The following is a 14,216-nucleotide window of genomic DNA, read 5'->3' as shown; positions in this document are numbered from 1 at the left end:
CCGACGTATCAGTTCCATCATATTTGCCTTTTCAAAAATCCAATTAAAGCTCATAATTGCGTTGACGGATGTTTTCGTTTTACCCTATCCATATAAACGTAAACGTCAGATGACTGAGACACATTAGACGGCGCTCCGTAGTATTCTCACCCCAAATTCTTCATCAACGTAAACATTTCTTTACTTAAACTTAACCCAAACTTAACCTGCCAGCGGTATAATGCTTTGTATTTTTGCACCATGAAATGAATCGAAATTATAGAGCATTTTATTTTTTAATCCTATTTATTATTTATTGCAAAAAAGATGCCTTATGAGAATATTTACTTTTTTAATAATCACTTTATTTCTTACCAATTTTGTCTCAGCTCAGGAAAAAGGGCATATTTCCGGAAAGATCCTTGACAAAACAAATGCTGAAGAATTAATTGGCGTATCAATAATGGTGGAAGGGAGCCAAACTGGCACAGTAACCGATATTGAAGGAAAGTTTGTGCTAGATCTTACCCCAGGCAATTATAAACTGAACATCAGCTATATCTCATATGCCAGCCAGATCATCACTGTCGAGGTCAAGCCTGGCAAAATAGAATACCTGAATCTTGTAATGGAAGAAAGTATACAAACACTTGAGACAGTCATAATCACTACGACGATGAAAAAATCAAATGATGCTGCAGTGCTACTCGAAAGAAAGAATGCAGCTCAAGTTTCTGATGGTATTTCTGCCGACCTCATCAGAAGAACACCTGACAGAACGACTTCCGATGTCATCAAAAGAGTTACTGGTGCAAGTATTCAAGAAGGAAAGTTTGCAGTCATTCGAGGTATGAATGATAGATATAATGCGGGTTATCTTGACGGATCATTGCTACCTTCTACTGAAACCGATAGGAAAGCCTTTGCTTTTGACCTTGTTCCTGCCAATCTTGTGGACAATCTGCAAGTCATCAAAGCAGGAACACCAGACCTAGTCGGCGATTTTGGTGGTGGTGTTATCAAGATAAATACTAAATCTGTTCCGGAAAAATTTACACAATCTATAAGTATTGCGGGCCAAACTCAAAGTCTGACCACCTTTAATGCATTTACTTCTTTTAAAAAATATCCGGGGGAATCTCTAAACTTCCTAAGTTCAAAAAGAGCCCTTCCCAAGATGGAAGATGGCGCTTTGAAATCTCCAAATCAATTTCCAACAACTGATGAAAAAGCCAAATTTGCACAGACATCACTTGGATTTAACCATGATTGGAATGTAAAAAACTCCAACGCTATGCCGAATACCAGAGCATCATACTCCCTTGGATTGCCAATCAAATTGAATAATGGAAATAAAATCGGCCTTATTTTGGCACTTAATTATGCATCTACTCAAAAATATACACTGGCAGCCATCACCAATTTCGATGGTCAGGGCCAGACAGCAAGATTCAAGGATGAAGGATTTTTACAAAACATCAATACAGGAGGCTTGTTTAACCTCAATTATGTAGGTAAAAAAACTCAAATCAGCCTTAAAAATCTTATAAACATTAATACTGATGATAATACCATTCTAAGAACTGGAACAGGTAACATCACTGATGCTGTAGAAGTAAGAAATACTTCCAATATGTACAGCTACAATAGGTTATACAATAGCATTCTTAGTGTAAAACAGATCGTCGGTGACAATCTTTTCAACATCGCAGCGAATGTAAATTATTCCAATATCAATCGTCAGCTGCCTGACTACCGCATCGTTTCTTATACTAAGACGCCTGATGATGAGGATTTCAAGCTACAATTGGGTGATTTCTTTAATTCAAGTACTGGACGTTTTAACTCATCATTGACAGAAAATCTATATGGTGGAAATCTTGAATTTGCGAAGAAACTAGGTGGTGAAAATATCAAGACCGAATTAAAAGCAGGGGCATTTTACCAAAAAAGAGAAAGAGATTTCTCAAGCAGAAGCTTTGTCTATGGCGGAATAGCAAGATCCAATACTGGTGATCTGAGTAAGGATCTTGGAGTGGGAAATATATCTCCTACAGGTTTATTCCTTGCAGAAAAAACTTCTGATGATATCGCTTACTACAATGGAAAACAAAACGTAACTGCGTTTTATGCTATTGCTGACCAGAAATTTTTTAGTAGTTTAAGAGCAGTTTATGGAGTTCGTTACGAAGATGCCAACATCAAGGTGACGAACGATAAAGTGGATCTTGAAATAGCTGATATCAATGAGAAGATCTTCCTTCCAAGTGCTAACCTATCATATAGTTTGAATGATAAGATGAATTTAAGAGCCTCTTATTTTGCATCAGTCAACCGTCCTGAATTTAGAGAATTGGCACCATTTGCTTTCTACGTATTTGATAAAAATGCCGAAATAAAAGGCAATAGCGGTTTGAAAATAGCGCACTTGAACAACTACGACCTTAGGTATGAATGGTATCCATCAGCGAATCAGGTGATCTCGTTGGGTGGTTTCTACAAGACGATTACAAATCCAGTTGAATTCAGTATTGATATTACACAAGCTTCTACGACATTTACATACAACAACGAGAAAAATGCAAAGATCTATGGATTTGAATTTGAGTTCAGAAAAAATCTAGACTTCATCGGTACAGCGCCTTTTTGGAAAGACATTGTCGTTTTTTCAAATCTTGCAGTTGTAAAATCTGAATTATCTTTCGATGAAGGTTCACAAGCAAAGTTAAATCGGCCACTTCAAGGTCAGTCGCCTTATGTGATCAATTCAGGTATTCAATATGAAAATGAAGATAATGGATGGTCAGGAAGTGTTGTCTTCAACCAGGTAGGAAGAAGAATTGCTTTTGTAGGAGTCGACCCATTCTATGGTGCTACCCGTCAGGATATCTACGAAGCACCAAGATCTATCGTAGATGCTCAGATCAGCAAAACTTTCGGCATGATGAATCTTAAATTCACATTGGGAGATTTCCTTAGACAAGATCAGGTCTTCTATCAGGATGTGGATGACAACAAGAAATTCAATGCAGAGACAGATCGCAGAATGTTTAATTATATTAATGGTTCGACATATACCTTATCCCTTGGTATGACTTTCTGATGATCTATACATAGAAAAGTAAATGCTTCAAAGATGAATTTCTTTGGGGCATTTTTTTTCAAGTAAACAAAATTTAAAAAATGAAAATGGGTCTGACCTTTAAAATCGACTTACATGTGCAATAGAATTGAATCTTAGCGGTTTGATAATTAAATAATTATTACTTAATTTACATTTAACTTAGATTTAAGATTAATCAAATTTATGAATAACTTAATTGTTCTCAGAATTGCAATCGCAATAATATTATTATCTCATGGCATCCCGGGTATGTTTGACAATGGAATCAATGATTTTGGAAATTTATATTTAAATCAGGTTGGTTTTGCGCCATTTGGAGTCGCGATTGCATGGGCGATAAAGATCTCACACGTTGTATGCGCAGTATTGCTTTTATTAAATAAATATATTGTCGCTGCAGGTACGATTACAATTATTATTTTGATCGCAGGAATTGTGATGGTTCATTACCCGGAAGGATGGTTTGTAGTGGGTGGTGGCAGAAATGGAATGGAATATAATTTTTTATTGATCGCCGTAATTGTTAGTTTGATGTTGCCACACATTTTAAAAATAAATAAGTAGAAACTCAATTAAAAAATGAAAGCAAAATAATTAGGAACGCTGATTTCGATAATATGTGCTTGAATCACGGAATAAAAAAACAATAGGAAATCTCAATCCAAATATTTCAAAACTATGAAATCAACTTTCGACTGATAGAATAGTACTAAAGTGTATTTGTGTTAAAAAAAGCCTTCAAATTAATTCTTTAGAATGATAATACTCCCCCCTGGTCGAATCAAAAGGGGGAAATTCGCTCTTCTTGTGACTTCCCGATTCAAATTAAAAGCTTGATATACACATATGGAATAGTCCTTCCACATTTGCTTTACTGCCAGATCTGTGCACAAATTTTAGTCATCGACTAAAATCCCTTTGTGAACTTCCTTAAATACTTGAGATACTCACAGCACTGTGTCTAGCTAAAATCCATTTAAAAATCTACCTCCATATATCTCAAAGCTATTCAAAAATCTGTGAGGATCGGCTAAATAATCTATCTACTGATTGAATAGTACTAAAGTGCCTTTGTGTTAAAAAAAACCTTTTTTAATTCTTTTGAATCACTGTGATATGGAGCCAAACAACACCCCGGCTACCGCCACCCCTCTGCCAGAGGGGAAGTTGCGACATTATTTCTTCATTCATTGAACGTTTTGATATACAAGGCAGTATACAAATCAATTAAATAGAAGTGACTGGCCTTGGTCGAATCAAAAGGGGAAAATTCGTTCTTCCAGTGACCTCCCGGTTCAAATTAAAAGCTTGATATACACATATGGAATAGTCCTTCCGAATTTGCTTTACTGCTAGATCTGTGTACAAATTTTAGTCATCGACTAAAATCCCTTTGTGAACTTTCTTAAATACTTGAGATACTCACAGCACTGTGTCTAACTTAAATCCATTTGAAAATCTAACTCCATATATCTCAAATCTATTCCAAAATCTGTGAGCAAATGCTTTATCATCTATAGAGACTGCCTGAAATGAAATCAATTGCCTTTGATGTTTAAAAACCTTTTAGCCTCCAATTTTGATCTTTGGAATCGCAAGACTCCCCCTTGGCCTCTCAAAAGCAGGAAATCTGACCAACTTTATTTACATTTCTAGTGTCTAGTATCTAGCGTCTAGTATCTGATATTCAAATCTCATTCATAAACTCATTCAAATTCAACTCATTTGGCAGATCCATTTTCTTACGGAGCCGATACCTGCTTCCTTCGACACCACGAGGAGAAATATTTGAAAGTGCAGCAATCTCTTTAGTGGAAAGATTCATTCGTAGATATGCACATAGTCTATGATCATTAGTAGTGAGATCAGGATATTTTTCCTTTAATCTGTTAATAAACGACATGTGTAGCTCATCAAAATAATAGGTAAACCTTTCCCAATCATCGTCCAAAACGCTTTCCTGCTGAAGTCTGTGAATGATACTCTTTAAGTTAGAGGCTACTTCCGTCGGACCAAGTTTGTTCTTGTGTATATTTTTTAATTCCTGCTCGAGTGTTGTGATAAAGTCCTTCTTGTGTGCAAGGTGCATGGCGATAGATGCAAGCTCTGTGTTTTTAAAACTAATGTCCTTCTGTAGCTGGTCGTTTTTCAGTTCTATGATTTCTTTTTCTGATTGAGCGACCAGGACTGCTTGCTCGTCTACGACTTCCTGATGTCGCTGTGTAATTCGCGTTTTTCTGTCTCAAACTTTTTGTTCTGCATCTGGAATAATGCAATGATTCCGAAGGCAAAGATCATAAGCATTGACATCCTGAACAAATTAGAATTGTACCATGCAGGAACGATTTCAAAATAAAACAACGTCGAATCGGTTTGTTCTATACCTCCTATCTTAGTCTTAACTTTTAAGATGTACTTGCCGGAAGATAGGTTGTTGTAGGTTACAAATGGTTCAGAAGTCCATCCAGTCTTTCCCTCATTGAGTCCATCCAGGACGTAAAGATATTCTAAAGGCTCATCGCTAAACAGATTAGATGCTACTTCGAAACGCAGATTGTTTTGGTCATAACCAAGGACCAATGGTTTTTTCTTAGAATACTTCAGAAAACCTGATTCTATTCCATTCATAAGAACAGAATCAACCTCCCCGATCAATGTTAATTTATTGATTGTGGTAGGAAATTTATTTCCTTTGGTCAACTTCCTTTTATCGAATAGTAAAAAGCCGGACTCGCAGTTGAAAAGGAATTCATTTGCCGATAAGGGGAAGACCTTTTCAAATCCACCTGCCAGGCTTTCAGGTAATGATGGTAGTAAATTACATTCATATACCTTTTTCCAATTACTATCTTTCAACTCCAGAAATCCCATCTTGTTACCTTTTCTAAACCAGATGTTTTTGTAGGTATCTTCTAATAGTAGTTTCGTTCCTTTCTCAAAACCAATTATTTTTTCAAGTGTAGTATCATGTTGGAATTTATCGGTTGCAAAGTTGTAACTAAATATACCATTTGTATTGGAAGAATAGACTTTTTGATCAACCAGGATTATGTAATTTTCAAGTTCTGTTTCAAGTCCTTCAGCTTTTGTATACAATTTTGAGTTGACCGCAATTCCTTCTTTATCCACTTTTAGTTTGAAAATTCCGCGATAAGGGTGGGACATCCAAAGCAGATCATTTCCATCACGCACCATGATTCGGCTCGATTCAGCAAATCCTTTCAACATCCTTGTTGATTTTAAATTTTTTGAATCCATTATCTGACCGACGCCTTCATATGCTCCAAAAACTATGCTCTTATCACTTTGCGGAATAAATTTCCAAACACCTTGTCCCCTGAAAAATGGAAACGCTTTATCTTTCACGATCACAGATGCTCCTTCATTTTGCCCAAGTAGAAGTTGGTCATTTATCACATCCAGATTCCAACATACATCTCTACTACCATCGACAGCCTTGAAATATGCGGAGCCGGAATTGACGGATAGTGGCATATAAAATAAGCCATTGTTGGTACCTAAATAAAGCCATCCTTTGTGAATCGCCGAAGAATAACCAGTTCCATTGAATGGGCCGTCGGGATACACGATGCGATAAGGTGATTTATATTCAATGAAATCAAGACCGGATTCAGTTGCTACCCAAAGATCTCCATTCATATCCTGCACTGTGGTAAGGACAGTGCTGTTCTGTAATCCATTTTCTTTTCTCAGATTAAGCAAAGAATTCAATTGTGGAGTGATGAGTAATACGCCTTTGTTGGAAGTGCCGATCATGAGATTGCCGTCCGATAGTACCTTCATGGAGGATATCCAAATGTTTGACATATTTGGTGATGCAGTTACGTCTATAGGTCTGCAAGTGTTCCCATCATATTGATATATGCCATCCTTGTAGGTGGCAATAAATGTCCTGCCATCGTTTAACTTACAAATATCCACGACATCACCTTTCATACCTTGCAGCAATACTTGTGGAGTGAATGTATTGTCTGTGTATACCGAGAAATGAGCACTTTTGAATTGGAGAGATATTCTGTTTTCGAAAATAAACATCTTTTCAATGCTTTCATCGAATGGAAATGCAGTGATCTTTTTACCATCGTAGATCATTACTTGCCTGAATGTTTGAAAGAAGATCAAACCACTATGGATCTGGATAGACCAAACATCTGCAAATTTTCTAAATGGTTCAGGAACAAGGTATGTCAGATCATGGTATTCCAGTGAGGTGCCGGATCTTTGATCGAAATAGCCAAATTCACCCTGACCTCCGACGAAGATCTTACCGCCTTCATCTACTTTGAGTGAGCGCATGATTGTATGGTTGACCATAGGTCTGATCTGCCATGTCTTTCCATCGAATGACAATAATCCAAGGTTATTGGCAAAAAGCATGAGACCGTCATTCCTTTGAGAGATTTTCCAATTTTGAGGGGAAGCCGAATACGTCTTTTTTGAAAAATTACGGATCGGAGGACTACCCAAATTTGATTGTTGGCCTTGCACAAAAGCTGCAAAACAAAGTGCCCAAAAAAGTATTAAATTTTTTAAAAAAACTTTCTGTTGTATTTCCAAAATTATCATGTCGTAGTAATAAAGTAGCAATATAGGACATTTGAGCAGTTTATAAATAAAAATATATTATCCGTGTCGTAGTATTGAAGTAGTGAAATATATTGAAATTAGAATGTTTTAGTTTAGATTTGTTCCACAGAAAACGCTTTATACAATATATATTTTGGTATAAGTTTGTTTTTTACTATCTTGTCATAATAATACCATGTCGTAGATACTTTTTTAACATTTTAAACCTTTTTGAAATAATTAAAATAGACATTCACTATGAAAAAAATTTTATTCTTAACTATTTTTATGATGATGGGAGCTTTGATCTCAAAAGCCCAGAACATCATCCTTGACTTTGAAACACCAGAAACTAAAGCTGCATTCAGTTACTTTGAAAACGGAGACTGGCCGGATCCTCAAACTTCCATTGTTGGGAATCCTGACAAAAGTGGAATTAATACAAGTGATAGCGTATTGTATTTTGTAAGGGGTATCGGTGGGCAAACATATGCAGGGGCATATGGCAATCCCGGCCCTTCTAGACCGATTGATTTTACAACAGATAATAGAATGAAGGTAAAGGTTTGGGCAGAAAAAACCGGTAATCTTCAATTAAAATTGGAAGGGGGACCTGCCGGAGGAGATGACAACTGGGAGAGAGTCGTACCAATCAATGTTATCAATCAATGGGTAGAATTGGAATTTGATGTAACACTACCAGGAGATGCAGGACTAAAAGTTCCGGCTGCAGGTAAGATATATAAAAACTATGTAATATTTGCTGACTTCCTTCAACCAACCACAGAAAGGACTTACCTTTATTTAGATGATTTCAGCACAGGAGTTGGTTCTGCAGCTGTCCCACAAGCAGTAACTTTTGTATTTAATTCAGCAGGATTTGGAAGTGGAGTGACTTCAGCAAGTGTAGCTGGAACTTTTAACGGGTGGGATGCAAATGCAAATCCAATGACAGAAGTATCTGCCGGAACAGGTCTTTATACCACTACAGTAGATATCTTACCGGGTGTGATTGAATATAAATTCGTTGTGAATGGCTCCAATTGGGAAGAAGGCCTTAATGCTACTGATGACTGTATCGTTAATAATGGCGGATTCATCAATCGTAAAGCAAGTATCAGTGGAGAAACAACGCTTCCAATTACTTGCTGGAACAAATGCTACAATTGTGGAGAAAACGCAAATATTACTATAAACATGGGCTTTCCTGCTGCCAACCCTCCTTCACCTGATGGCGTATATATCGCAGGTGGTTCAAGATTCGAAGCTCCGGGTGGAAAATACAAAATGACCGATTCGGATGGCGACGGTATTTATTCTATCACGATCAACAGAGAAATTGGATTCAGTTCGCACTTTGCTATGGCCAATGGACCTTGCCCCGATTACAGTTGTAAAGAGGATCTTGCCGGTCAGTCTTGTGGTGATGCTAATAACTTCAACGATAGAAGAATGCAGCCGGTTACTCAGGATACAGTAGTAAATGTTTGTTTTGGTGATTGCAGTGGCCAATCATGTATCCTTGCAACTAAAACGTTGAAAGATGCAGGATTCAGTATTTCTCCGAATCCGGCAAATAGCAGAATTACACTAGACTTTGATGCTTACCTTCAGAAAAAAGGTGCGATAACTGTCTCAAACATTGTAGGTAATCAGGTATTACTTCAGGCTTATCCTGCAGGAACCAACCAGATTAATATAGATATTGATTCATTTGCTCCAGGTGTATATATTGTTACATATACGAAAGATGGAAAAATTGGAACAAAACTTTTTATTAAAAATTAAGGAATTGAATTTAATCCGGCACAAACCATTGTGCCGGATTTTTTAAATTTGATTTCTAATTTTACCTTGGCAAAATCACTCTGAATAAAGATCTAATCTAAGGATTAGCGGTACTATACCGCATTAAAAAACAAAACAAATAGTATGTACAGGTTGAAAAAAGTTGCAACGGCGTTAATCGTCGTATCTATCATCTTATGCCTTCAGATCACATCATTCGCACAAAATGTGAGTGGAACTGTGACGTCATCTGATACCAAAGAGGCACTTATCGGTGTCTCAGTTCTCCTGAAAGGAACTTCAAGCGGAACAGTTACGTCCGTTGATGGGACCTATTCTTTGAGCAATATTCAAAAAGGAACTATACTGATATTCAGATATATAGGTACAAAGGAACAAGAAATTGCTTACTCAGGACAATCTACTATCGATGTTTCATTAGCTCCTGATGCCAATCTATTGGATGAAATGGTTGTTGTTGGCTATGGTACTCAAAAAAGAAGCACCATCAGTGGCGCTGTATCTCTGATAAAATCTGATGAGATCAATTCTACTCCGGTATTGAGAGTAGAACAATCGCTTCAGGGCAGGACAGCAGGTGTTCAGGTAGCTCAAAACTCCGGATCTCCTGGATCCACACTCACAGTGCGGGTAAGAGGTACAGGTACTATTAACAATAGTGATCCGCTTTATATAGTGGATGGAATTCCTGTAGGAGGCCTTGACTTCCTTAATCCTGCTGATATTGAGTCAATCAATATTCTTAAAGATGCAGCATCTGCAGCAATTTATGGTGCAAGAGGATCGAATGGTGTGGTGCTCATCAAGACTTTTTCCGGTTCAAAAAATCAGGAAGGTATCGTCAATTACAGCACATATTATGGTATGCAAAAAGCCTGGAAAAGACCAAACTTACTCAACGCCAGGGAATACGCCATCATCACTAATGAGGCATCTATCGCAGCCGGAGTAGCACCTAGACCAGAGTTTTCTAATCCTGATGCCTTGGGTGAAGGGACTGATTGGGTAGATGCGCTATTGCAAAGTGCTCCTATCTTCGATCATCAACTCAGTGTAACCGGTGGATCTGATAAGTCAACATATGCATTATCCGGCAATTTGTTTAGCCAGGAAGGTATCATTGGCGGCAATAAAGCTTCATTCGATAGACTTACTGCAAGATTAAATTCTACCCACGAAGTGAAATCCTGGTTGACAGTAGGAAACACATTGAGTTACACCTGGCTCGAAAGAAATGCCCTTACTGAAAATAGCGAGTTCAATTCGCCATTGGTGAGAGCGATCAACATTGATCCGGTAACACCTATTAGAAAGGCCGATGGCACATATGCTTATTCACCATATACCGACACTGACCTGGCAAATCCATTGAATGCTATCGACCAGACTTTCGATACTTGGGTTAGCAATAGAATTGTGGCATCAGTGTTCGCAGAAGCAGAAATATTTAAAGGTTTGAAAGCACGAACTGCTTACAGTATGGATAATACCTATGCTAATCAAAAAGTCTTCAGACCGAGATTTGATCTTAGTGTTGATCCTATTCTAAGTGATGCTCCCGCACCTGAGAAGAATCTGATCAATTCCGTTTCCATAAATAATAATACATGGAGAAACTGGCAGTGGGAAAATACATTGAATTATGTGACAACCATTGGAGCGCATCATGGCATCAATGCCATCATCGGAACTTCAGCATTGTACAATAGACAAAACTATAATGGAGGAGGCAATACCAACCTACCTTCAAATAGAGTTGAAGACGCTTTCCTTGCCAATACAATTGATCCTATCGCTTCACAAAGTGCTTATGAAGGAGCTTCTGAATCTACTTTGAATTCTTATTTCGGTAGATTAAATTATGATTTCCGAGGTAAGTATTTTGCTACGGCTACATTAAGGGCAGACGGTAGTTCTAAGTTTGGTGCTAATAATCGCTGGGGTTATTTTCCTTCATTTTCGGCAGGTTGGACTTTCACAGAAGATAATATATTAGAAAATGTAATGGACTTCGGAAAAGTTCGTGCCAGCTGGGGACAGAACGGTAATGATAACATCGGAAATTATGGTTATACTTCTGTAGTAAGTACAGGTCAGAATTATACTTTTGGCCCTGGTCAGATCATCACTAACGGAAGTGTAGCGCTCGGTGCATCCAATCCGGATCTTAAATGGGAAACAAGTACGCAGACCAATATTGGTTTGGACATGGAATTCTTTAATAGCAGACTGCAAGTTATCACGGATTATTATATTAAAAAGACTTCAGATATGCTTTATGCAATCCCGGTACTTTCGACTGCCGGAACAGCACCTCCAACTCAGAATGTTGCGACAGCAGTCAACAAAGGTTTTGAGTTCGGTGTGAATTATGCCGGTGGAGCAGGAAGTGCTATTCGCTACAATATTGGGGGAAATATCACATTTATAAACAATGAGATCACCAACCTTGGTACTGGTGGAGAGCCTATCAATTCAGGAAGGATACAATCTGCCAATTCTACAGTGGCGAGAACTGATGTTGGCCATCCTTTAGCCTCATTCTATGGATATGTGACAGATGGTTTGTTTCAAACTCAGGAAGAGGTAACCAGCGCTGCATTTCAGAATGAAAATACTGCTCCGGGTGACATCAGGTTTAGGGATTTGAATGGTGACAATGTGATTGATGTCAAAGATCAGACTTACATCGGAAATCCAATTCCGAAGGCCACTTATGGATTGACTGGTGATATCAGCTTTATGGGATTCGACCTAAGTATGTTTTGGCAAGGTTCTCAAGGCAACGATATATATAATGGTAGTGTCCGATATGACTTCTCCTATGTAAATAGACCTAATTCTTCTTTAGAAAGATGGACTGGTCCTGGTACTTCTAATTTCGAACCAAGAGTCAATCTGAATGATCCGAATCAAAATGCAAGAGTTTCTGACCGTTTTGTGGAAGATGGTTCCTACATCAGACTTAAAAATCTTCAACTAGGATATACATTCCCTAAGCTTTGGATGAACAAAGCAAAGATAAAGGAATTTAGAGTATATGTTTCAGCTCAGAACTTATTGACCTTCACTAAATACAATGGATTAGATCCTGAGATCGGTACTATTGGTGGTGCGCTGGAATTGGGAATAGACAAAGGTTTTTATCCACAAGCAAGAATTCTTCTTGGTGGTGTTAGTCTTAAATTTTAAATAAATAAATGAATTTCGTCATGAAAGCAAAAAATATATTTTTATCAATGATGGCTCTGGGTCTTGTCCTGATCACATCTTGCAGTAAGGATTTCCTCGACAAGAAACCGATAGTTGGAGTCACTGCTGACAATTTTTACAAAACAGAAGCCGATGCTATTGCGGCTATTAATGCAGCTTATGCTCCACTCCAGTTTGAAATGAGTCCCGCCGGACATTTCAGATGGTTCTGGGGTGATATTATGTCTGATGACAGTGAGAAAGGCGGCTCAGGTGACAATGATGCAATCGAAGTGCTTAGACTTGAAACCTTCCAGGGTCCTACAAATACAGATCTTTTGGATTCTGAATGGAATGCAGACTATGAAGGTATTTACCGTGCCAATGTAGTCCTGGAAAAAGTTCCTGCAATAGAAATGGATGCTACGCTGAAAGCCAGAATATTGGCTGAAGCAAAATTCATCAGAGCATGGTTTTATTATAATTTAAATACGTTATTCGGAGGTGTGCCCTTAGTTGATAAAGTATTGGCACCTTCAGAATACAATAAGGAAAGAGCCGATGCTGCCACTATTTGGGCATTTATAGAAAAAGATCTTAATGAAGCAATAGCAGATCTTCCTGTAAGATCAGGGTATGGAGCTGCCGACTTAGGGAGAATCACGAAAGGTGCTGCTCAAGGTTTGCTTGCTAAAACCTATTTGTATCAACAAAAATTTGCAGATGCGCGGACTCAGACACAGGCTATTATCAACTCTGGAGAATACACCCTTGTAGCTGATTACGGCACCATCTTCACTACCGCAGGTGAAAATAACGCTGAATCAGTATTTGAAATTCAGTATATGAATGCATCAGGAGGAAACTGGGGTAAGAATAATGCCAATGAAGGGACCTTTACCAATGTATTTACCAGAGCGAGGGGTTCGTTTGCAGGATATGGATTTAATATTCCAACACAAGACTTTGTAGATGAATTTATGAAAGAAGGTAAAGAAGACCCAAGGTTAAAATATACAGTATTCAGAGTTGGTGACGCCATGGGTGACCGAGGAATTTTTACCTTGGAAGCTGCTGGAGATCCTCCATATAAATACCATCCAAGAAAATACTTCTCTAACCTTAGCGAAGATGCACCTATTGGCGATCCAAATCCGAATGGAGGATCCAATGACAGAGTTATTAGATATTCGGATGTATTGCTTATGGATGCTGAAGCTGCGGCAAAAACCGGCGACGAAACAGGTGCAAAAGCATCTCTCAACATAGTGAGGGCAAGAGTGAATATGCCGGTAGTAACTGCTTCGGGAACTGCATTAGATGATGCGATTTTCCATGAGAGAAGAGTTGAACTGGGTCTGGAAGGACATAGATTCTTTGATTTGGTGAGAACCGGTAGAGCGGCTGCAGAACTTGGACCACTTGGATTTAAAGAAGGAGTAAATAATGTATTCCCGATTCCAAATTCACAGATCACACTTTCAAACGGAGTATTAAAACAAAATAGTGGTTATTAAAAACAACC

Annotated in this window: 7 protein-coding genes; 5 read left to right on the top strand and 2 right to left on the bottom strand. The window is 38.1% G+C overall.

The window, feature by feature from the left end; all coding sequences use genetic code 11:
- The first annotated feature begins 313 nt into the window (after positions 1–313).
- Together IPI15_RS16130 and IPI15_RS16125 are read left to right on the top strand one after the other, a co-directional pair.
- Complete coding sequence (locus IPI15_RS16130; RefSeq protein ID WP_287405559.1) at positions 314–3,082, top strand: TonB-dependent receptor; 2,769 nt, start codon at positions 314–316, stop codon at positions 3,080–3,082.
- Between the two features lie 204 nt (positions 3,083–3,286).
- Positions 3,287–3,667 (top strand): DoxX family protein, encoded by a 381-nt coding sequence (locus tag IPI15_RS16125; RefSeq protein WP_287405558.1) that lies wholly within the window; start codon positions 3,287–3,289, stop codon positions 3,665–3,667.
- A gap of 1,123 nt (positions 3,668–4,790) precedes the next feature.
- Here IPI15_RS16125 and IPI15_RS16120 read toward each other — a convergent pair.
- Positions 4,791–5,192: a helix-turn-helix transcriptional regulator gene (locus IPI15_RS16120; protein WP_287421223.1), complete on the bottom strand. Its 402-nt coding sequence runs from the start codon at positions 5,190–5,192 to the stop codon at positions 4,791–4,793.
- A gap of 110 nt (positions 5,193–5,302) precedes the next feature.
- Positions 5,303–7,711: a ligand-binding sensor domain-containing protein gene (locus IPI15_RS16115; protein ID WP_287421221.1), complete on the bottom strand. Its 2,409-nt coding sequence runs from the start codon at positions 7,709–7,711 to the stop codon at positions 5,303–5,305.
- A 237-nt stretch (positions 7,712–7,948) separates the two neighbouring features.
- Here IPI15_RS16115 and IPI15_RS16110 point away from each other — a divergent pair, with 237 nt between their 5' ends.
- The 3 genes from IPI15_RS16110 (at position 7,949) to IPI15_RS16100 (ending at position 14,208) form a co-directional block, all read left to right on the top strand.
- Positions 7,949–9,478: a T9SS type A sorting domain-containing protein gene (locus IPI15_RS16110; RefSeq protein WP_287405556.1), complete on the top strand. Its 1,530-nt coding sequence runs from the start codon at positions 7,949–7,951 to the stop codon at positions 9,476–9,478.
- A gap of 144 nt (positions 9,479–9,622) precedes the next feature.
- On the top strand, positions 9,623–12,691 hold the full coding sequence (locus IPI15_RS16105; protein WP_287405555.1) for a SusC/RagA family TonB-linked outer membrane protein: 3,069 nt from the start codon (positions 9,623–9,625) through the stop codon (positions 12,689–12,691).
- A gap of 20 nt (positions 12,692–12,711) precedes the next feature.
- The gene (locus IPI15_RS16100; protein WP_287405554.1) at positions 12,712–14,208 is read left to right on the top strand and encodes a RagB/SusD family nutrient uptake outer membrane protein; all 1,497 of its coding nucleotides are present in this window, start codon (positions 12,712–12,714) and stop codon (positions 14,206–14,208) included.
- Positions 14,209–14,216 lie beyond the last annotated feature (8 nt).

Source organism: Candidatus Brachybacter algidus, assembly GCF_016707225.1.
Taxonomy (GTDB): domain Bacteria; phylum Bacteroidota; class Bacteroidia; order Chitinophagales; family Saprospiraceae; genus Parvibacillus; species Parvibacillus algidus.
The sequence above is the reverse complement of the archived record's forward strand: the minus strand, read 5'-3'. Positions and strand labels throughout refer to the sequence as shown.